Origin of the sequence: Devosia sp. Root105 (assembly GCF_001424865.1) — a bacterium.
Taxonomy (GTDB): domain Bacteria; phylum Pseudomonadota; class Alphaproteobacteria; order Rhizobiales; family Devosiaceae; genus Devosia_A.
Map to the genome: position 1 here is coordinate 242,651 of NZ_LMCR01000015.1, position 20,674 is coordinate 263,324.

At 65.7% G+C, this 20,674-nt stretch carries 21 protein-coding genes; 15 read left to right on the forward strand and 6 right to left on the reverse strand.

The window, feature by feature from the left end; genetic code table 11:
- The first annotated feature begins 14 nt into the window (after nt 1-14).
- The gene (locus ASC68_RS14495; RefSeq protein ID WP_055880520.1) at nt 15-878 is read left to right on the forward strand and encodes a DMT family transporter; all 864 of its coding nucleotides are present in this window, start codon (nt 15-17) and stop codon (nt 876-878) included.
- 197 nt (nt 879-1,075) lie between these two features.
- Nucleotides 1,076-1,870: a phytanoyl-CoA dioxygenase family protein gene (locus ASC68_RS14500; RefSeq protein WP_055880523.1), complete on the forward strand. Its 795-nt coding sequence runs from the start codon at nt 1,076-1,078 to the stop codon at nt 1,868-1,870.
- Nucleotides 1,871-1,875: 5 nt separating this feature from the next.
- On the opposite strand, the gene ASC68_RS14505 is transcribed toward ASC68_RS14500, so the two are convergent.
- Nucleotides 1,876-2,796 carry a methyltransferase gene (locus tag ASC68_RS14505; RefSeq protein WP_055880526.1) on the reverse strand — a complete coding sequence of 307 codons (921 nt, stop codon included), beginning with the start codon at nt 2,794-2,796 and terminating at the stop codon, nt 1,876-1,878.
- Between the two features lie 446 nt (nt 2,797-3,242).
- Between ASC68_RS14505 and ASC68_RS14510 the strand changes: the two genes are divergently transcribed.
- The 4 genes from ASC68_RS14510 (at nt 3,243) to ASC68_RS14525 (ending at nt 6,247) form a co-directional block, all read left to right on the forward strand.
- Entirely contained in the window at nt 3,243-3,452 is a 210-nt protein-coding gene (locus ASC68_RS14510; RefSeq protein WP_055045318.1) for a cold-shock protein, read from the forward strand.
- A 303-nt stretch (nt 3,453-3,755) separates the two neighbouring features.
- A complete protein-coding gene (gene greA / locus ASC68_RS14515) occupies nt 3,756-4,229 on the forward strand; it encodes a transcription elongation factor GreA (protein WP_055880529.1) in 474 nt (157 codons plus the stop codon).
- A gap of 158 nt (nt 4,230-4,387) precedes the next feature.
- The gene (gene trxB / locus ASC68_RS14520; protein ID WP_156387337.1) at nt 4,388-5,350 is read left to right on the forward strand and encodes a thioredoxin-disulfide reductase; all 963 of its coding nucleotides are present in this window, start codon (nt 4,388-4,390) and stop codon (nt 5,348-5,350) included.
- 3 nt (nt 5,351-5,353) lie between these two features.
- Nucleotides 5,354-6,247 (forward strand): LysR family transcriptional regulator, encoded by an 894-nt coding sequence (locus tag ASC68_RS14525; protein ID WP_055880534.1) that lies wholly within the window; start codon nt 5,354-5,356, stop codon nt 6,245-6,247.
- A 206-nt stretch (nt 6,248-6,453) separates the two neighbouring features.
- On the opposite strand, the gene ASC68_RS14530 is transcribed toward ASC68_RS14525, so the two are convergent.
- Nucleotides 6,454-7,137, reverse strand: a complete 684-nt coding sequence (locus ASC68_RS14530) for a GNAT family N-acetyltransferase (RefSeq protein WP_055880536.1) — start codon at nt 7,135-7,137, stop codon at nt 6,454-6,456.
- Between the two features lie 121 nt (nt 7,138-7,258).
- Here ASC68_RS14530 and ASC68_RS14535 point away from each other — a divergent pair, with 121 nt between their 5' ends.
- The 4 genes from ASC68_RS14535 (at nt 7,259) to ASC68_RS14550 (ending at nt 12,086) form a co-directional block, all read left to right on the forward strand.
- The gene (locus tag ASC68_RS14535) at nt 7,259-7,753 is read left to right on the forward strand and encodes a hypothetical protein (protein WP_055880539.1); all 495 of its coding nucleotides are present in this window, start codon (nt 7,259-7,261) and stop codon (nt 7,751-7,753) included.
- Nucleotides 7,754-8,006: 253 nt separating this feature from the next.
- Nucleotides 8,007-8,993 (forward strand): magnesium transporter CorA family protein, encoded by a 987-nt coding sequence (locus ASC68_RS14540; protein ID WP_055880542.1) that lies wholly within the window; start codon nt 8,007-8,009, stop codon nt 8,991-8,993.
- A gap of 947 nt (nt 8,994-9,940) precedes the next feature.
- Nucleotides 9,941-10,783: an aldo/keto reductase gene (locus ASC68_RS14545; RefSeq protein ID WP_055880545.1), complete on the forward strand. Its 843-nt coding sequence runs from the start codon at nt 9,941-9,943 to the stop codon at nt 10,781-10,783.
- A 208-nt stretch (nt 10,784-10,991) separates the two neighbouring features.
- Entirely contained in the window at nt 10,992-12,086 is a 1,095-nt protein-coding gene (locus ASC68_RS14550) for a hypothetical protein (protein WP_055880547.1), read from the forward strand.
- Nucleotides 12,087-12,230: 144 nt separating this feature from the next.
- Here the strand turns inward: ASC68_RS14550 and pip are convergent, their stop codons facing one another.
- The 4 genes from pip to ASC68_RS14565 all read right to left on the reverse strand — a co-directional run bounded on the left by pip (nt 12,231) and on the right by ASC68_RS14565 (nt 15,203).
- Nucleotides 12,231-13,190 carry a prolyl aminopeptidase gene (gene pip, locus ASC68_RS14555; protein WP_055880550.1) on the reverse strand — a complete coding sequence of 320 codons (960 nt, stop codon included), beginning with the start codon at nt 13,188-13,190 and terminating at the stop codon, nt 12,231-12,233.
- Nucleotides 13,190-14,392: a pyridoxal phosphate-dependent aminotransferase gene (locus ASC68_RS14560; protein WP_055881257.1), complete on the reverse strand. Its 1,203-nt coding sequence runs from the start codon at nt 14,390-14,392 to the stop codon at nt 13,190-13,192. The genes pip and ASC68_RS14560 overlap by 1 nt, the downstream gene beginning before the upstream one ends.
- 96 nt (nt 14,393-14,488) lie before the next feature.
- Nucleotides 14,489-14,647 carry a hypothetical protein gene (locus ASC68_RS28685; RefSeq protein ID WP_156384693.1) on the reverse strand — a complete coding sequence of 53 codons (159 nt, stop codon included), beginning with the start codon at nt 14,645-14,647 and terminating at the stop codon, nt 14,489-14,491.
- Nucleotides 14,648-14,747: 100 nt separating this feature from the next.
- Nucleotides 14,748-15,203: a DUF4864 domain-containing protein gene (locus ASC68_RS14565; protein ID WP_055880552.1), complete on the reverse strand. Its 456-nt coding sequence runs from the start codon at nt 15,201-15,203 to the stop codon at nt 14,748-14,750.
- 145 nt (nt 15,204-15,348) lie between these two features.
- On the opposite strand from ASC68_RS14565, the gene ASC68_RS14570 reads away from it, so the two are divergent.
- The 5 genes from ASC68_RS14570 (at nt 15,349) to ASC68_RS14590 (ending at nt 20,667) form a co-directional block, all read left to right on the forward strand.
- Nucleotides 15,349-15,681: a hypothetical protein gene (locus tag ASC68_RS14570; RefSeq protein ID WP_156387338.1), complete on the forward strand. Its 333-nt coding sequence runs from the start codon at nt 15,349-15,351 to the stop codon at nt 15,679-15,681.
- A 170-nt stretch (nt 15,682-15,851) separates the two neighbouring features.
- Entirely contained in the window at nt 15,852-17,741 is a 1,890-nt protein-coding gene (locus tag ASC68_RS14575; RefSeq protein ID WP_055880557.1) for a hypothetical protein, read from the forward strand.
- A gap of 179 nt (nt 17,742-17,920) precedes the next feature.
- Nucleotides 17,921-18,349: a CBS domain-containing protein gene (locus tag ASC68_RS14580; RefSeq protein ID WP_055880559.1), complete on the forward strand. Its 429-nt coding sequence runs from the start codon at nt 17,921-17,923 to the stop codon at nt 18,347-18,349.
- A 322-nt stretch (nt 18,350-18,671) separates the two neighbouring features.
- The gene (locus ASC68_RS14585; RefSeq protein WP_055880562.1) at nt 18,672-19,241 is read left to right on the forward strand and encodes a Spy/CpxP family protein refolding chaperone; all 570 of its coding nucleotides are present in this window, start codon (nt 18,672-18,674) and stop codon (nt 19,239-19,241) included.
- A 193-nt stretch (nt 19,242-19,434) separates the two neighbouring features.
- On the forward strand, nt 19,435-20,667 hold the full coding sequence (locus ASC68_RS14590; RefSeq protein WP_197421227.1) for an aminotransferase class V-fold PLP-dependent enzyme: 1,233 nt from the start codon (nt 19,435-19,437) through the stop codon (nt 20,665-20,667).
- The last annotated feature ends 7 nt before the right edge of the window (nt 20,668-20,674 follow it).

Consider the following 20,674-nt stretch of genomic DNA (forward strand, 5'->3'; position numbering starts at 1 on the left):
CGGAAGCACCTCGCGTGAAGATCGTCGTCCTCACCGCCATCGCCATGTTCGCCTTCGCCGCCAACTCGGTGCTGGCGCGCCTCGCCTTTGCGACGGCCAATGCCGAGCCATTGAGCTATACCGGCATCCGCCTTGCCGCGGGCGCCGTCGTGCTTGCGGCCCTGCTCCTCCTCCGCCGCGCGCCCGGGATGCCGGTCACCGTCGGCGGCAGCTGGCGCGCTGCTGCGGCGCTGTTCGGCTACGCCCTCGCCTTCTCGATCGCCTACATCCTCGTCGGCGCCGGCACCGGAGCGCTGATCCTGTTTGCCAGCGTGCAGATCGGCATGCTCGGCTGGGCAGTGTTCAAAGGCGATCGCCCCGGCATGCTCGAATGGCTCGGCCTTGCCGTGGCGCTCGCCGCCTTCGCCTATCTCGTTTCTCCCGGTCTCGTCGCCCCGCATCCGCTCGGCACGCTCCTGATGGTCGGCTCCGGCCTCTGCTGGGCCGCCTACACCCTGCTCGGCCGCGGCTCGAAAGCTCCGCTGGTCGATACCGCCGGCAACTTCATCCGCTGCCTGCCGGTCGCCATGCTCATCGTCGTTGCCGGCCTGGTGCTCCATCCGGTGGATCCCGGCGCTGCGGCTTACGCCGTCGCCTCCGGCGCGCTGGCCTCAGGCCTCGGTTACGCGGTCTGGTACGCCGTCCTCCCGAGCCTCGCCCGCACTCAGGCGGCCATTGTCCAGCTCACCGTCCCTGCCATCGCTGCCGCAGGCGGCGTGCTGCTGATCGCCGAGCCGCTCACGCTGCGCCTCGTCATCGCCTCCATCGGCATCCTCGGTGGCGTGGCGCTCGCCCTCGTTGCCGCCGATCGACGCCGCCGGGCCAAAGCGGCTGTCTGAACAAGGCAACGGGTTGACCTCGTCGCCTCGTCCGCTATGTTCCCCGCATCATGATGATGATCCGCAATTTCGCATCGGTGTTCCTCCTCGCCTGAGCGAGCCATGAGGCACACCACCGCGCCTGAGGGCGCCCTGCTCGCCCGTCGTCGGCTTTGCCGGTCAGGGCGTCGCGAGCTTATGCGAATTCGGAAACCACAATGCCTGTGAACACTCCCGCGCTCACCGCAGCGCAAATCGACGCCTTCATCACCGACGGCTTCGTCCGCATCGACCATGCCTTCTCCGCGGATCTCGCGGCAGAAGGCCGCGCCATCCTCTGGGCCGACACCGGATGCGACCCCAACGACCCCACGACCTGGACCAAACCTGTCATCCGCCTCGGCAATTACAGCCAGCCGCCATTTGTTGCCGCGGCGAATACGCCGCTGCTCCGCGCCGCCTTCGATCAGCTGGTCGGCCCCGGCCGCTGGCTGCCGCAGGGCAATCTCGGCACCTTCCCGGTCCGCTTCCCCTCGCCAGAGGATCCTGGCGATGCCGGCTGGCACATCGATGTGAGTTTCGGCTGGGAGGAGAACCCGACCGATTTCCTGAGCTGGCGCGCCAATGTCAGTTCGCGCGGCCGGGCGCTGCTGATGCTGTTCCTGTTCTCGGAGGTCGGCGCCGAGGATGCACCGACCCGCATCCGCGTCGGCTCGCACCTCGATATCGCGCGACAGCTGGCGCCGGCCGGTGAAGCCGGGCTGACGCTGCGCGAGCTTGCCGCCGACAACTTTGCCGCCTCGGCGCATCGGCCGGAAGTTCTCGCCACCGGCAGTCCCGGCACGGTCTATCTCTGCCATCCGTTCCTGGTGCACGCCGCCCAGCCGCACCATGGCACCGAGCCGCGCTTCATGGCCCAGCCGCCACTGCTGCCGCGTGAGCCGCTGCGCCTCGACCGCGCCGACGGCGACTATTCACCGGTCGAGATCGCCATCCGTCAGGCACTCGCCTGACCCGATTACAGCCGCTCGGCGAGGACGATAGCGCCCTCGACCGGCAGGCCGCGATCCATGCGGATCGTCGTGGCTTCCACCATGACGGTCCGCAACCCCACCGATCGGCAGATCGCCAGGGTCGGCTCGGTCGCATGCTGGAACCGCAACGTGGTCCCCAGCCGCACCGCGTCCTCCCCCGCATGCGTCTCGAGCGAGAAGGCCACAATCCCACCGGGGCGCAGGGCGCCGCTGGCTGCCGTCAACGCCCCGTGCAGCACACCGACATAGTTGAACACATCCGCTGCAACGATCAGGTCGGCCGACCCGGGCTCACCCAGCAGATAGCTCACCAGGTCCGCCTTCTCTAGGTGGTCGTAGATCCCCTTGCGCCGCGCCTCCGCCAGCATCCTGGCTGAAAGATCGACGCCCTCGAGCCGATCGACCAGCGGCCGCAGCCGCTCCCCCATCAGCCCGGTGCCGCAGCCGAGATCCAGCGCCCGCTCGAACCGCGTTACGCCCCGTGCGGTGAGAGCGTTGCGGATCACCACTTCGAGCATTTCCGGCGTCCGGTAGCCCAGCCGCACGACCAGTGAGTCTTCGAAGCGCGGTGCATAGTCGTCGAACAGCGCCTCGACATAGGCCGGCGCCGCCACCGACGATCCTCCCGCCCCGTGCGCCGCCAGCTTCAGCGCCGCGCCGAACAGCCCCTTGGCATCGAGCTGCAGCAGTTGCGTCCATGCCGCCACCGCCCCGGCGATATCGCCCGCTGCCTCGCGATAGCCGCCGAGCAGGCTCCAGCCGGCCACCCATTGCGGCACCATTTCCAGCGCCTGCACCATGAGATCGGCTGCTTCCGCAAAAGCGCGCTCGGCGGCGAGCGCCGCGGCGTAGGACGCACGACGATCGGCGACGAGGTCGCCGGACGAATACTGTATTTCGCGCAAGGTTGTTTGGCACCGGGCTGGGACCGCACGCGTGTAGCGCGTCGGCTTGCCGCGGGGAAGATGGGCAAGAGCCGGAATTTCCACTTTGCTGTCACATTGCCGAGGCATAGACTGAGCTATGGGCATCCCGCGGAAGCGGACGCCTGCCCATCGGGCCGAGTCGCCCGGTATCTCTACGCCTTCGGCGCCCCACTCCCCGGGCTCGATGGCCTGCTAGTCAGATCGAATTTCAACCCGACGTGCACCCCGCACGCCGGGCAAAAGCAGTTCACGGCGCCGTATTGATAGGCGGAATTTTTCGGTCTACAAGTTAATAGTCGAATATTGCGGCCGACACTTCGTGCCTGGCGTCTCAAACGCGCCTGCTGAGGTCATACCAAGAATTCGATTGGCGGAGTTTCCATTGGGGTGGGAACTGCCACGGCAGACTGCGAAAGGGACTATTTATGGCTACCGGCACTGTGAAATGGTTCAATGGCCAGAAGGGCTATGGCTTCATTCAGCCCGACGAGGGTGGGGCTGATGTGTTCGTGCATATCTCCGCTGTCCAGCGCTCGGGGCTTTCGGGCCTCGATGAAGGCCAGAAAGTGACGTACGAGATCGTCAAGGACAAGCGGACCGGCAAGAACGCCGCCGACAACCTCCAGGCGTCCTGATCCCGAACCAGGGTGCCGCAAGGCATCCTGATCGATCGGATGCTGCAAGGCATCCAGATGGGATCGGCGTAGATCACGAGGGCGCAGTCTCCGGACTGCGCCTTTTGCCTTTCCAGTGCTGGCCTTCCCCCTTGACCGGCAGGCAATCCGCAACGATATGCACCGCTCGCGCAACGGGGATACGCCCCGCTTGACCGAAGCCTTCGCCGAAGGCAGTTTACCCAGACGCTCCCCCTCAGGTCAGCATGCTGACGACGCCGAATGACTTTGGCAGGGGAGCCTTTCTTTGAGTTGGAGACGGCCATGGACAAAATTCCGATGACACCGAGCGGTCACAAGACCCTGTCGGAGGAATATCGTCGCCGCACGTCTGAAGAGCGCCCCAAGATCATTGCCGATATCTCTGAAGCGCGCGCCCATGGCGACCTCAGCGAAAACGCCGAGTATCATGCCGCCAAGGAGCAGCAGAGCCTGAACGAAGGCCGCATCAAGGAACTCGAGTCTCTGCTGGCGCTCGCCGACATCATCGACGTCACCAAGCTCAGCGGCTCGACCATCAAGTTCGGCGCCACGGTGAAGCTGGTCGACGAGGATACCGAGGCCGAAAAGCAGTACCAGATCGTCGGCGACGCCGAGGCGGACCTGTCGAAGGGCCGCATCTCGATCTCGTCGCCGATCGCGCGCGCCATGATCGGCAAGGAAGCCGGCGATTCGGTCGAAGTGGCTGCCCCCGGTGGCGCCAAGACCTACGAAATCCTCGACGTGAAGTTCGTCTAGAGCCGCTGCGGGCGCTTTGTGGCGCCCGGCGGCTGTGACTTTTCGGTGAGTCCGTGCGCTCCATCGCCTCAGGGCGATGGTCGTGCCCTTGAAAGGTGCGCGCCGAACCTCCTATTTTGGTCCATACCTATCTGTCTTGGGCTTAGGTCTCAGAGTAAGTGGAGCGTAAGGTGCACGCCAAAGTCGTCATCATCGGATCGGGTCCTGCCGGCTACACGGCGGCCATCTATGCGGCGCGCGCCATGCTCGAGCCGGTCATGATCTCCGGCATCCAGCCCGGCGGTCAGCTCACCATCACCACCGATGTCGAGAACTATCCCGGCTTCGCCGACGTCATCCAGGGCCCCTGGCTCATGGAGCAGATGAAGGCGCAGGCCGAGCATGTCGGCACCAAGATGATCAACGACATCATCGTCGAGGTCGATTTCGACAGGCGCCCGTTCGTGCTCATCGGGGATGGCGGCACCCGCTACACGGCCGATGCGGTGATCGTCGCCACCGGCGCGCAGGCGCGCTGGCTGGGCCTCGAGTCCGAAGAAAAGTTCCAGGGTTTCGGCGTCTCGGCCTGCGCCACCTGCGATGGTTTCTTCTATCGCGGCAAGGAAGTGATCGTCGTCGGCGGCGGCAATACCGCGGTCGAGGAGGCGCTGTTCCTCACCAACTTCGCGTCCAAGGTCACCGTGGTCCACCGCCGTGGCGAGTTCCGCGCCGAGCGCATCCTGCAGCAGCGGCTGTTCAAGAACCCCAAGGTCGAAGTGATCTGGAACGCCGAGATCGAGGAAGTCTACGGCCAGCACATGCCGCGCTCGGTTCAGGGCGTGAAGATCCGCGACACCAAGACCGGCCACGTCACCGAAAAGTCGGTCGACGGGGTGTTCATCGCCATCGGCCACTCGCCGGCGACCTCGATCTTTTCGGGCAAGCTCGACATGAAGCCGGGCGGCTATCTCGAGGTGCAGCCGGGCAGCACCGCCACGAACGTGCCCGGTGTGTTCGCGGCCGGCGACGTCACCGACGACGTTTACCGGCAGGCGGTGACGGCCGCAGGGATGGGGTGCATGGCAGCCTTGGACGCAGAGGAATATCTGGCATCGCTCGAGCTCGCAGAAGCGGCGGAATAGCCGATGCTGGATTGGGACAAGCTCCGCATCTTCCACACCGCCGCCGAATCCGGGTCCTTCACCCACGCCGCTGAAAAGCTCAACATGAGCCAGTCTGCCGTATCGCGGCAGATTTCGGCGCTCGAGGAGGATCTGGGGCTAAAGCTGTTCATCCGCCACGCCCGCGGCCTTGTGCTCACCGAGGTGGGCGAGCAGCTGTTCCGCACCGCGCACCGCATGCACTGGGAACTGCAGCAGGTCGAGACCCAGATGTCGGAGAGCCAGGAGGTGCCGACCGGCCCCCTGCTCGTCACCACCACGGTGGGTATCGGCTCGACCTGGCTGTCCTCGCGCATCCACGAGTTCCTGATCCTTTATCCCGAAATCCAGATCGAGATTAAGCTCAACGACGCCGAGCTCGATCTCGCCATGCGCGAGGCCGACGTCGCCATTCGGCTGCATCGGCCGAACCAGTCCGAGATGATCCAGCGCAAGCTGTTCACCGTGCACAACCATTTCTACGCCTCCGAGCAGTACCTCAAGGAGTTCGGCGAGCCGCAGGCGGTCGAAGATCTCGACAACCACCGCGTCATCTCGTTCGGCGAGCCGGTGCCGTCCTATCTCGGCGACATCAACTACCTCGAGCGCCTCGGCCGCCCGGATTCCTCGCCGCGCCGCGCTTCGATGAAGGTCAACGCCATCTACGGCATGATGCAGGCCGCCCGCGCCGGCATCGGCATCGCCATGCTGCCGGACTACGTCACCGAGGGCGAAACCAACTTGCGGCGCGTGCTCGAAGGCATCGAGCTGCCGGCCTACGAAGCCTATTTCGTCTATCCCCCGGCGCTGAAGAACTCCAAGCGCGTCGGCGTCTTCCGCGACTTCCTCGTCGGCAAGGCCCGGGAGTGGTCGTTCTAGTTCGAGCGCTTCGCCGATGAGTTCGCACGGCTGCTGGGTATAGCCCGTAGCTTTGCGCCTCCCACCGGGTGTCATCCTTGCGAAAGCACGGACCCAACTGTCAGCTGGCGCGGGCGGCGAGATAGGTCCCAGCTTTCGCGGGTATGACATCGAGTGTGGGACAGTCCATCCGTAGCCTGTCCCACCGGTAATAACCGAAGCCACCTTCAGCGCGGCCGCACCACGGTGAATGTCAGCTCTTTCCGCACAGCGAACCCGAGCTTTTCGTAAAGCGCGATAGCGCCAGCGTTCTCAGTCTTCACATGCAGGAACGGCACTCGCCCGTCCGCCGCGATCAGCGCCGAGACGTACGACACCAGCGCCTTGGCCAGCCCCCTGCCCCGGAACTCCGGCCAGGTGCACACCGCGCTCACTTCGGTCAGTTGCCCGAGCTGCATCCGTTCGCCGGTCATCGCCATCAGCCGCCCATCCTCCGAGCGCAGCCCGAAATAGCGGCCCATGCCGAGGGTGCCGGTCCGGAACGGTCCCGGCTCGGTCGCCGTCGCCAGCTCCAGCGCCGCCTCGGCATCCGCTGCCGTCAGTTGCACCGGCACGATATCGGGTATCGGCTGCGCCGCTTCGCAAACCATCTGGAACACCGGCACCGCCTGCAGCACCTCCCAGTCCGCGGGCACCCGGTAGTGCGTCGCCGACACCAGCCCCACTGCGTCTTCCGGCGCAACCAGCGGCCGCAGCTCGGCAAACGCTTCGGCGTCATAGCGCGCGAGCCCGCCGATCGGCGTCAGCTCGGCCCGAAAGCGCGCCGCCGCACCGTTGCGCTGGCCCAGCGCCGCTTGGTCGGTGGTCAGGGCATGCCACGCCGGATCGTCAAGCACGGAGAAGTCGATCATTCCAATAGTCCTTCGAATTCGCGTCACGCCTCTACCACCGCGGCGGCGAGTTCCCAACTCCCGGTGTTCATCGGCGATTCAGCGGCCTCGGCTAGAACGTAGAAAACCTGAGGGGACCCTCATGCATCGCTTCGTCGTCGCTGCCGCACTCTGCCTCGTCGCCACGCCATGCCTGGCCCAGATGGTCACCATCAGCCCCGAGCAGATCGGCGAGATCTTCTGCATCTCGCGCCTCGGCAACGACATGGCGCCGGTTGAGGGCCTGCTCACCACCGAGCTCACCGCGGCGATCGCCGAAGCCGAAGCCAGGAACGACGCCATCCAGCAGGCCCACCCCGACGAGAAGCCGCCGCTCGGCGACGGCATCCCGTGGCAGGCCTTCCCCGACTACGCGGCCGAGTGCAAGGTCGGCGGGGTCACCCTCGAGGCCGATCGCGCCGTCGTCGATATCGCCTACGGCTTCCCCGACTATCCCGATGCCAACTTCACCGATCACCTGCAGCTGATCCTCGTGGCTCAGCCCAACCTCAGCGAACCGCTCTGGCGCATCGAGAACCTAGGTTACGCCACCGAAGGCGACCTGCGCTCGGTACTGGTCTCCGCCTTCGCGAACTAGTGTCTCGCCACCCATTGCTTCGCCCTTGACGCCCCACGCGCAAAGGCGCATTGCGGCTCTGTTCCGGACGCTTGCGTCAGGACCTTCATCAAGGACTGAAAATGAACCCCGACAGTCGAAGTCGATCTTCGATCTTGCCGGCGCTCTAGGCTCCAGAAGCAAGATCAGGAAAAGTTGCAGACTTTTCCGGTTCGATCTCGCGGCAAACAGGTGGGCCAGGCGCGCCGGCGCGGCCATCTATTGGAGCCCCGCTATGCTGCGTGCCTATATCCGCGAAGGCGACCGCCTCGTTCCCAACGATTTCGACCCCGCCGCCGGCACCCAGCTGACCGGCGCGGTCTGGTACTCGCTCACCGACCCCTCGCGCGAAGAGGATAAGTTCGTCGAGGCCTGTCTCGGCATCGACATCCCCACCCGCCGCGAAATGCAGGACATCGAGCCTTCCGCCCGCCTCTACAGCGAGGGAGGCGCCGAGTTCATGACCATCACTGCGCTGATCGAGGATGAGGCAGATCAGGTGGTCAAAACCCCGATCACCTTCGTGTTGCGCAACGACCAGCTGGTCACCGTGCGTTATGCCGATCCAAAGCCCTTCCGCCTCTACGAGCGCCTGGTCTCCCGCCCTGCCACCGGTGAGATCGGCGGCGAGCGCGTCATGATCGGTCTGCTCGAGTCCTTCATCGACCGCCTGGCGCAACTGCTCGAGAACACCGGCGACGGCATCGACCAGATTTCGCGCGAGGTGTTCGGCAACAAATCGACCAAGCCGACCCGCAAGACCCGCGACCTGCAGTCGCTGATCGAGCGCATCGGCAAGAAGGGCGATGTCCTCACCCTCGCCCGCGAGAGCCTGGTCTCGATCAGCCGGCTCGTCAGCTTCCACCAGTCGAGCGGCGCCGAGGACCAGAAATCGGCGCGCGACCGCAAGCAGGAAATCAAGGTGCTGCAGCGCGACGCCGCCGCGCTCAGCGACCACGCGGCCTTCCTCTCGGACAAGATCACCTTCCTGCTCGATGCGACGCTCGGGCTGATCAACCTCGAGCAGAACCAGATCATCAAGATCTTCTCTGTGGCCGCGGTGGTGTTCCTGCCCCCGACCCTCGTTGCCTCGATCTACGGCATGAACTTCCAGTTCATGCCCGAGCTGAGCTGGCCTCTGGGCTATCCATTCGCGCTGGGGCTCATGGTCCTCTCGGCGGCGGTGCCCTACCTGTTCTTCAAGCGCAGCGGCTGGCTCTGAGCTCCAGGGATTCGCCGTCGAATCTGACAAAAAACTGTCACAATCAAGCACTTGGCGTCGCGTTCACATCGGCGTGCGACGCCACGACGCACGCCGGAAACCGCAATACACGAGCAAACTCATCGACTTAACAGCCATGCGAAAAACGCATGCCCCTCATTCGATACTCCTCGGTTGCTGGGTCGGCACTCACCCCATATATCCCCGCTCGACAGCAGCTGAGCGCATCTCCCTCCTCCTCCTCGCGCTCGTTGTTTGTTCCTCCCTGTAGCCGGCAACGGCTGCTACTCGGCCCCGCTCTCCCCTCGAGCGGGGCCTTGTTTTTTTCCGCCGCACGAACCCCCGAACCAGCCGCTCGAACTGCAGGCGATTGACGCATGCGTCACGGCAGCATGACTGACCTATGCCTGCACAAACTGCATAGCTGGCATGTTGAACTCCGCATTGTGGACCAAACGGTCAAAGTGCATATTGTGACTGTCGATGTGAGCCGCACCGTATCCTCCTCCCTCGGTCCTGCTCTGCGACACCGGTCCGAAGTCGTATCCTCCTCCCTCGACTTAGGGCCATCGGCAAATGGCGTATCCTCCTCCCTCGTCCATTTGCCACCACTTTAGATTTGGACTTCGGTCCTTTTCATTGGGCCCCATCTTCGGATGGGGCCTCTTTTTTTGCTTCGGCTCATCTTGGTTGCCCCGGCGCCTCGCGCCCAGCGCATGGCTGACGTTCCGACTTGGCGATTGTTCCTTTCGCCGCATCACCCGATAGTCATCTCAACGAATTGCAGCCGCTCCTCCTCCCTGGCTGCGCTTCGATGGGTCGCCCGCTTCGGCGAGCCGGCCTTTGAAGGCTCCGCTCATCCCCTCGAGCGGAGCCTTTTTCTTTTGGCTCTCCGGTTGCCCCGCGCACCAGCCGCGCTAGGTTGCTCGACCAACGCGAGGCCGCTCATGACTCTTCCCACCATTGCCCTCCCCTCCGGCAAATCCGTGCCTGTTCTCGGCCAGGGCACCTGGCGCATGGGCGAAGATCGCCGCCGCCATGCCGACGAGATCACGGCGCTGAGCCGCGGCATCGAGCTCGGCATGACGCTGATCGATACCGCCGAGATGTATGGCGATGGCGGCGCCGAGCTGGTGGTCGCCGAGGCGATCAAGGGCCGCCGCGACGAGGTGCAGCTGGTCAGCAAGGTGCTGCCCCATAATGCCAGCCGCAGCGGCACCATCGCCGCCTGCGAGCGCAGCCTGAAGCGCCTCGGCACCGACCATATCGAGCTCTATCTGCTGCACTGGCGCGGCCGGCATCCCCTCGCTGAAACGGTCGATGCCTTCGAAACCCTGCAGCGCTCCGGCGCCATCGGCGGCTGGGGCGTTTCCAACTTCGATGTCGACGATATGGAAGAACTGCTCACCGTCCCCGGCGGCAATGCCTGCGCCACCAACCAGGTGCTCTACAACCTCAGCGCCCGCGGCATCGAGTACGACCTGCTCGCGTGGTCTGCCGAACACGCCATGCCGATCATGGCCTATTCGCCGCTCGGCAACGACAACCGCATGCTCCGCCACCCGTCGCTGCAGCGCATCGCCAATGCCCGCGGCGTCACAGCCGCCCAGGTCGCCCTCGCCTTCGTGCTGGCTCGGCCCAGAGTCATCGCCATCCCCAAGGCCACCGGCCTCGACCACGTCGCCGAGAACCGCGCCGCCGCCGACCTCACGCTGACCGCCGAAGAACACGCCGCCCTCGACGCCGCCTTCCCACCGCCACGCCGCAAGCAGGCGCTGGAGATGATCTGAGGTCATAGCTGCCGAGGGAACCACCGGCCGAGCGGTGATCCTCCCCCGCGTGGCGGGGGAGGATCACGGAGTGTCCGGCGCAACCAGCAATCCTTACTCGGCATTTCCTGCCGCCTGCCCGTTCTCGCTCCGTCCGAACGCCCGGAATCCCGGCCCTTCGCGCTGGCACGCCACCTGCATGGTAAGGCGCGACCGCCCGGAGGCACCCATGACCAGCGTCGGCACCGCGACCAGCACCAGTTCACTGACCTACGCGCAGATCATCGCCAATGCGCAGAAGGCCCAGCAGCAGGCGCTGACCAATCCGCCCGCGCCTGGCTCCAGCGAGTCCGGCGCCACCAACGTCACCCTGTCGGATGCCGCCAAAGCGGCGCTGACCACCATCAAGGACTTCGCCACCGTCACGACCGAGGCCCGCGCCATCCTCGACAAGCTGCTCGCCGACGCCAAGCTCACCACGCCGTTGAAGGATGGCAAGCTCGCCCTCGATCTCAGCAAGGTCGATCGACGCGAGCTCTACGCGATGAGCACCAATTCCAACCAGCTGTTCACCGCCGACGAGCAGAAGGCCGCCGCCATTGAACTGCAGAACCGCTTCGATCAGGTAATGGCCGGCCCCACCGCCGTCGGTCGCGTCACCGGCAGCGTCAAAGGCCTCTACGTCGCCGCCCTCGCCTATTTCGACGCCATGGGCCCCGAGGAGAAAGCCTCCGCCGCCTATGTCGACCAGCGCGCCGCACTCGAGGAGATGCTGAAGCAGATCGAAGCCAAGCCCTCGACCTTGCCGGGCGCCGTGCCCAACGACCCGGTCAACGCTTATATGGAGCGCCTCGCTGGCGGCGAAACCGGCAAGCCGCGCGACATCAAGGATGTGGCCGGCGACGCCCGCGCCACGCTCGATGCGCAATACAAGGCCAGCGGCAATTCGAAGCCCGACTATTCCGAGTTCGACAGCCGCTCGCTGGCCTCGGTAGCGCTCAATTCCAACGGCAAGTTCTCGGCCACCGAAGTCCGCACCGCCTCGATGGAAATGCGCTCGCGCTCCGGCACGGCGCTGCTGCAGAGCCTCAAATCCGCCGGCACCGGCAACCCGGCCGGTTTCGCCCAGAACGTCATCTCGCTCTATGGCGCGATGAGCAGCGAAGAACGCGCCGCCGCCGGCTGGTCCGAAAACCTCTATGCCGCCGCGGTGTCCAACTACCAGACCGCCAGCAAACTCGGCTCCCTGCTGAGTCAGGCCACCGGGTCGTCGGCGTTTGGTGGCAGCGACGGTGGGTCGATGAGTTTGATGGATTACCTTTGAGCAGAACCCCGGCAGACGGCCCCCTCCCATCCTCCCCCATAAAGGGGGAGGTGCCGCATCGAGTTTGGGGCTCGATCTGATCAAGAGCACCGGCTCCTCTTCACCTCCCCCTTCATGGGGGAGGCCGGGAGGGGGCCGTCTCTATCAGTGGTCAACCCCGGCAAACCGATCCAGCGCCGCGGTGATCGCTTCCGGCATGCCGGCATCGCCGGCCGAGTGCCCTGCCCCGTCGATCACCACCAGCTTCGCCTCCGGCCAGGCCCGCGACAGCTCCCAGGCGGTGACCAGTGGCCCCTGCAGGTCGAGCCGACCCTGCACCAGCACGCCGGGGATGCCGCGCAGCCGATGCGCATTGGCCAGGAGCCTGCCGTCTTCCATCCACGCTGCGTGGCGGAAGACATGGGTAACGATCCGGCTACGCGCCAGGAGCCGCTTGGGGTCTACCCCATCGGATGCCCGGCCGACCTGCGCCGTGACCGAGACCGTCGCGTTGTCCCAATCGTGGAAATCCCGCGCCGCCTTGTCGCGCACTGCCGGATCGGGGTCGAACAGCAGCACGTTATAGGCCGCGATCAGCCCGTCGTCCGGCGTTCCCACGGGGGCGCCGGCGACGAACCGCTCCCACTCCGCCGGGTAGAGCGGCGCGATGCCGCGATAGAGCCAGTCGATCTCGCGCCGCCGCGTCGTCGTCACCCCGCCGAACACCATTGCCGCGACGTGCTCGGGGTGCGCTTCGGCATAGGCGAGCCCCAGCGTGGCGCCCCATGAGCCGCCATAGATCACCCATTTGTCGACACCGAAATGCGCTCGCAGCCGTTCGATATCGGCGACGAGGTGCGCCGTGGTGATGACCGAGAAATCGACGCCCTCGCCCGAGGCATGCGGGGTGCTCTTGCCGCAACCGCGCTGGTCGAAGCCGATGATCCGATAGCGCTCGGGATCGAAGAACTGCCGCATCGAGGCCGAAAAGCCAGAGCCCGGCCCGCCATGGAGGATCAGCGCCGGCACCCCGTCGGGGCGGCCGGCTTCTTCCCACCAGAGCGCATTGCCATCCCCGACCTCGAGCCAGCCGCTCGCGACCGGCTCGGTGATCGGGTATGCCATCAGCTCACCTTGGCGCAGAAATCCTGGATGCGGCTCACTGCATCCTCGAGCTGCGCGTTCGACGCCGCATAGCTCAGCCGCATGTGCCCGGCGAGACCGAAGGCGCTGCCATGCACCAGCGCCACGCCGGTCTCTTCGAGCAGCGCCAGAACGAACGCCGCGTCGTCGGTCAGCGCCCGGCGGCCACCCGAGGTCTTGCCGAGCAGGCGCTTCACCGACGGGAACACGTAGAACGCCCCCTCCGGGGTCAGGCAGTCGAGCCCGGTATTGGCGTTGAGCCCGGCAACCACCAGGTCGCGCCGCCCCTGGAACACCTCACGCCAGCCCTTCAAGAACTCCTGCGGCCCGTTCAGCGCTTCCACCGCCGCCCATTGCGAGATCGAGGAGGGGTTGGTGGTCGATTGGCTCTGCAGCTTGTTCATCGCCGCGAGCAACGGCCGCGGCCCGGTGCAATAGCCGATGCGCCAGCCGGTCATGGCGTGCGACTTCGACACGCCATTCATGGTCAGCGTCCGCTCCATGAGCTTGGGCTCCACCCCGGCTATGGTGGCGAACGTGCCGCCGTCATAGACCAGCACCTCGTAGATATCGTCGGTGAGGATGTGGACGTGCGGATGCCGCAGCAGCACGTCGGCCAGCCCGCGCAGTTCGTCGCGCGTATAGGCAGCGCCGGTCGGGTTCGACGGCGTGTTGAGGATCAGCCACTTGGTCCTGGGCGAAATCGCCGCTTCCAGCACTTCGGGCCTGAGCTTGAAGCCGGTCGAGGCATCGGCCACCGCGAACACCGGATCGGCGTCGCAGAGCCGCACGATCTCGGGATAGCTCACCCAGTACGGCACCGGGATCACCACTTCGTCGCCGGGGTTCAGCGTCGCCATCAGGGCGTTGAAGATGATCTGCTTGCCGCCCGAGGAAACGAAGCAATCCGCCGCCGTGACATCGAGCCCGTTGTCGCGCTTGAACTTCTGCGCCACCGCTTCCTTGAGCTCGGGGATGCCGTCGACCGCCGTGTAGCGGGTCTTGCCCGAGTTGATCGCCCGGATCGCCGCCTCACGCACATGCTCGGGGGTATCGAAATCCGGCTCGCCTGCGGCCAGCGAAATCACGTCCTGCCCCTGCCGCTTCATCTCCACGGCTTTGGAGTTGATCGCCACGGTGGCGGATGGCTGGATGCGGCTGAGGGCGTCGGACAGGAAAGCCAAGATCATCTCCCTGGAATTGGCGGGAAAGCTCTACGGCTTCGATTGCCCAGAGACAACCGGGACGTTTGGTCAGATGGCAGAGGTCAGATGCCGTGCTCACACGGCGCGAGCGGGAACCGGCGCATGCGCCGGCAGGACGATTTCGGTCCCGTCGGCCCGCACGCTGCTCTTGCTGCCGCCCATCGCCTGTTCGCCATCGGGCATCAGGCTGACCAGAATGGCGGCGAGGACGGCGGAAAGGGCGAGAAGCTTCAACGGAAACATCCTGGACAACGCGGGGCTTTGAATATCCGCTTTTCGCGCCAAGCCGTTGAACATTCACTGATACCGCCGTTCATCCTCGGCTCAGGAAAGCTCAGATTCCGACGCCGGCCGCTTTGGCGAGCTGCACGCCCTGCACCCGCCAGCCATTGGCCTCCTCGGCCAGCATATAGATAGCGCTGTACAGGCCCTGGTCGTTGCCGACGAACTTCACTTCCTGCGCCACTGCCTTGTCGCCAAGCTTCTGGAACTTGCCGAAGCTGTGCGAGCGCGATTCCATGATCGGCGCGTAGCCTGCCGTCACGATGGCGTTGAAGAACGCCTCGGCGCTTGGAAACGTCACTTGAAAGCCTGCCCCGGCATAGCTGAACGCCCCGGCGGCATCCTTGCTGCGAAACGCTTCGATCTGGCTGGTGATCACGCTCTGCCACGGCTCGAGCGCCGCGGCCTCGCTGGCCTGATCCTCGGCTCGCGCCGCCACTCCAATCATCAGGAAGGCGGCCAACAGCCCCACCAGCACCAGCCTGATCCCCGTTACGAACAGTCGCATGCTCCCGTCTCCCCATGTCGCCTGGCGGGTTTTCGCCACACGATCGCCTTCAAATCGTACCCGCTTCACCCCTTTAGCAACGAAACATCCGCGCATTCAGTGAGCTCTATCACTGCGTTGTGATCTGCCGAGCCAGCGAGTCCTCATGTCTCCCACCAAGCTTCCCCAGCCGAAGCGACCGTCATTGCGCCGGCCGTTGTTCCGCAATGCCCTGAGTGCGGCGACCGCCATCTCGTTCTCGCTCACCTTCGTCGGCGCCGGCATCGCGTTGCTGCTCGGCCTCATCCCGCCGCGCGCCATCATCGGCGCCGGCGAGATCGACACTGCCGTGGTGCTGCTGTTCGTGCCGCTCTGCGCCCTGCTCTTCGCCATCCTCGTCGAAGTGGTCCGCGCCATTCTGCGCGAAGGCCTGCAGCCGCCCAAAGCCCAGCAGTCCAATCCACTTTCCGCCTGGAAGCCCGGTCACGGCGAAGGCTGAAACGGCATAATTCAACGCGTTTCGCGCTCCGCCGTTCATCTTCCCGTTAGCTAGGGTAGTCTAGAAGCCGGTGACGCTCGCTTCGGGCCGTTCCCCGCGCCGTGTCCTTCCTCACCCAAAGGTGAGCGCGGGACGCGGCGTCTCATGATTTTGCGACTGAGGAAACCGACATGACCCGTATCGCTTCTGCTCCGCTCGGCCGCCTGCGTCCGCTGCGCGCCCTTCTGCTCGGCTCCGTGTTTGCCGGCCTTGCCGTCACCGGCGCCTCCGCCGAAACCCTTTCGGTCACCGGCATCACCCAGGGCGCCGCTACCGGCCCCTACGAGCTGTCGGTCCCCAGTGTCGAAGTGGTTGACGGCAACATCAATGAAGGTGCGGTGCGTGGGCTGTTCACCGGTGCGCCGGGCGCGCTCGATGCACTGGCCACCCTCGATGCCAAGTCGGTCACCATCCCCGAGATCAAGGTCAGCTATCCCAGCTATGTCGAGGGCGCCGGCCCGTCGGTGATCGCCTATCGCGACATCACCCTCACCGATGTCGCCGATGGCGTCGCGGCCTCCGCTCATGTCGGCGGCGCCGATTTCAGCGGCGCCGAAAGCGTCACCGGCACTTTCGGCGAAATGTCGGTCGGCCGCTTCGATCTCGCCGCCCTGCTCGGTTTCTATGGTCTCACCGCTGCCCCTGCTGCCGGCACCGAGATGAAAGAGGTCTATGCCGACTTCAAGTTCTCCGGCGGCTCGCTGAAGGGCGGCGACGCCTTCAGCTGCGAGTTCGGCACTGGCGAGCTCGGCAGCTTCAGCGCCCGGCCGCTCAAGCAGAACTTCACCGAGATCAACGCGCTGATCGTCGAAGCCGATGCGGCGCAGAAGGCCGGCACCGAGGTGGCGCCCGAAACGGTCGACAAGCTCGTCCGCTTCTACGCCGACATGTTCACCGCCTTCTCCTCGACGCCGATGACCTTCAGCGGCTTCAACTGCTCGGGCAAGGACGACAAGGGCAACCCGCTCACCGTCGCCTCGGGCCCGATCACCGTCGGCGGCTTCGAGCCGGCGATCTATCCGGCAATCTCGCTCGACGATTTCGACATGACCGTCGAAAATGACGGCTTGCTGAAGTTCGGCAACTTCACCTGGAAGAAGATGGACTTCACTGCCGCCGTCGCGGCCATCGAAGCGGCCACCAAGCTCGACGAGGCCTACTTCACTGCCAATTGGCGCAAGCTCGTTCCCGCGCTCGACGGCATGAGCCTTGCCGATCTCACCATCGACGTGCCCGATCCGGAAGCCTCGGGCAAGCGCATCACCGGCACGCTCGGCGCCTTCGACGCGACACTCGGCAACTACATCAACGGCATTCCGGCCGATATCGCGCTGAACCTTTCCAACTTCATCCTGCCGATCACCGCCGACATGACCGACCTGCCGGTCGCGGATCTGCTCGCCCGCGGTGTCGACAAGCTCGATATTTCGCTCGGCACCAAGCTCGCCTGGGACCAGGCGACGTCAACCATCAAGGTCGATGACGTGCTGATCGACATGGGCGCGCTCGGCCGCGTCAACCTCTCGGGCACCTTCGGCAACGCCACTGAGTCGCTGTTCGCCGACAACACCGACGAAGCCACCATGGCCGCGATGCTGCTCACCCTGCGTGATGTCACCATCGAGATCGAGGACCGCGGCATGAGCGCGCTCGCCTTCGCCGCCGGCGCCAAGGATGCCGGCCAGTCCGAGGCCGCCTTCCGCACTGCCGTCGCCGGCATGGCCCAGGGCATGACGCTCGCCTTCCTCGGCAACACCACCGAGGCGCTGACCGCTGCCCAGCAGCTCGGCACCTTCCTCAGCGGCGCTTCGCACCTGAAGCTGACCATCACGGCCAAGGACGAAGCCGGCATCGGCCTCGCCGACCTCGCCGCCGCCGAGACCAACCCGGCAGCGCTGGCCGGCAAGCTCAACGTCGTCGCCGAAGCCAGCGGCGAGCCGGTCGAGCTGCCGGTGCTCGACACGCCCGCTCCGTCGACCCAGGACGAAAAGCGCGACCTCAAGGCCCCCGCCGCGCAGTAACCAGACCTCTCCGTCAGCGTCTCCCTCCCCCTCAGGGCGCTACTGCGTCCCTTGCGGGGAGGGAACAGGGGTGGGGGTCCCCACGCACCGGCTTCAAGGCTTATCCACCCCCAGACTTTCGGACTCTTGTCCGTTCCTCACCTTTGGCGCACTATGACCGCCTGAGAGGAGGAACAACGATGCAAGTCGAGACTATCCTTCAATCCAAGGGCCACACCGTCTTCACGGTGGAAGCCGGCGCGCCGCTCTCCGAAGCCGTCCGCATTCTCAACTCCAAGAAGATCGGTGCCGTGGTCGTCGTCGACGCCAAGGGCAAGGTCGCGGGCATCCTCAGCGAGCGCGACGTCGTCCGTCACCTCGAAAAGGACCCCGTTGCGGTTCTCGCCGGTCCGGTACGCAACGTCATGACCAGCAAGGTCATCACCTGCACATCGGCCAGCTCGGTTTCGGACCTCATGGAAACCATGACCCGCCACCGCATCCGCCACATCCCCATCGTCGAAGCCGGCAAACTGACCGGCATCGTCTCGATCGGCGACGTGGTGAAGCGCAAGATCGAAGAAGCCGAACAGGAAGCCCTGGCGCTGAAAGAGTACATCGCGTCGTAGCGATCGGCGATCATCTCAAAAACGTGCGCGCTGCGCACCCCACCCCATCCCTCCCCGTCAAGGGGAGGGTGTCCGCCGGTGACCTTGGCGTGATCCAGCCACATGCGCGATGCCCACCTCCCCCTCGACGGGGAGGCAAGCGAAGCTTGGGAGTGAAGCGACCTGGCAGAGCTCGGAGGGGGTGCGCCACGACCGCGATGTCGCCGTTGGCCGAACCGCCCCACCTTTCCAACCTTGCCGCGATTTCACCTTGCCGCAACACCCCGGCAAGCCGACGCAGCACATCCTTTTCCCGTTGCCACTCAACCGATGGGAGACCCCGATGACCCCGACCCGAGCCACCATCCTCGCCGCCCTCGTTGCCGCCCTTGGCCTCACCGCCATGAGCCCGGTTTTCGCTGCCGGTCCCGATCGCCCGCGCAGTGACAATCGCACCCTCGAGTTCCGCCGCGATGCCGCCGGTGGCGCCTTCCGCTTCGCCGAGTTCTCCTGCAACAACCGCGCCGCCGACCGGCTGGAGCGCCGCCTCGACCGCATGGCCAACAAGCTTCAGCTGACCAGGGACCAGGAAAAGCTGTTCGAGGATTTCCGCACCTCGGCACTGACCGCGCAGACCGATTTCGCCGACCAGTGCGACACCATCCGCCCCGGCAAGAACGCCAACCGGGGCGAGCGTCCGGACCTGATCCAGCGCCTCGAGCAGCGCCTCAAGTTCGACGAAGCCCGCCTCGCCGCGATGAGCGAACTGCTGCCGCAGTTCAGGAGCTTCTACGAAAGCCTCACCGACACCCAGAAGCGCGAGCTCGCCCCGCGCGGCCACATGCAGGGCAAGTTCCAGCATCAAGGCAAGCACCTGACCCACCGCCCCGCGGCCCCTGGTTTGGACGGCTGACCCCAGTCCCCGCCGGTCCGAGCCCCAACGCGACCGGCCGCGACGCCGTCCCCAAGAGAAGTCCCGGCGCCCCTCCCGCCGGGACTTCTTCCCTTTTTCGCACGGCTGTACCGCCCCCTTTATCCACACGCCGCATTGCCGCGGTCACATCGCTCCGCTAACCATCGGGCATCTGATCTCCCGAGCGCCACTTATGACCGCCCTGCCCCTCGACACCGACCTGATCCGCGCCGAGTTCCCGGCGTTTCGCGAACCGAGCCTCGATGGCTGGGCTTTTTTCGAGAACGCCGGCGGCTCCTACACGTCGCAGCAGGTGCTCGGCCGGCTCGACCACTATTATCGCGCCACCAAGGTGCAGCCCTATGGCTTCTACCCCGCCTCGCGCGAGGCGGGCGCCGCCATGGATCTGGCGCATCGCCGCATGGCGCAGGCGCTCAATGTCGGCATGGACTGGATCCATTTCGGCCCCTCCACCTCCGGCAACACCTATACGCTCGGCCATGCCTTTGCCGGCTGGCTGAAGCCCGGCGACGCCGTCGTCGTCACCAACCAGGATCATGAGGCCAATGGCGGCGCGTGGCGCCGGCTGGCCGATCGGGGCATCGTCATCCGCGAGTGGCAGGTCGACCCGGTCACCGGCCATCTCGATCCCGCCGCGCTCGACAAGCTGCTTGATAGCAAGGTCCGCGCCGTCTGCTTCCCGCACGCCTCCAACATCGTCGGCGAGATCAACCCGGTCCACGAGATCGTCCAGAAGGCCAAGAGCTTTGGCGCCGTCACCGTGGTCGATGGCGTCTCCTATGCACCACATGGCCTGCCCGACCTGCTCGAGCTCGGCTGCGACGTCTACCTGTTCTCCGCCTACAAGGTGTTCGGACCACACCAGGGCGTCATGGCGATCCGCCCCTCGCTGGCCTCGGAGCTCCCCAACCAGGGGCACTTCTTCAACGATACCCAGCCGCGCAAGCGGCTGACGCCGGCCGGCCCCGACCACGCCCAGATCGCCGCCAGCGCCGGTGTCGCCGACTATCTCGAGCGGGTTGCCGAGCTCGCCGGCGATCGGGTCGAAGGCGCCAATCCGTTCCGCAAGGCCCACACCGCGATGCGGCTGCAGGAGGAGATCCTCCTCGCCCCCTTGATGGAGTTCCTGCGCTCCAAGAACAATGTCCGCCTCATCGGGCCCACCGATCCGGCGAAGCGCGCGCCGACTATCTCGCTGGCGCTCGGCGAGCTTGCCGTCGAAGCTGCCGACCGCCTGGCCCGCCACAAGATCATGGCCTCAGGCGGGCACTTCTACGCCTACCGCCTGCTCGAAGCCCTCGGCCTCAACCCTGGCCACGGCGTGTTGCGCGTCTCGTTCACCCACTACACTTCCGAAGCCGAAGTGCAGCGGCTGATCGAAGCGCTGGATGCGGAGCTGAAGTAAGGCAGCC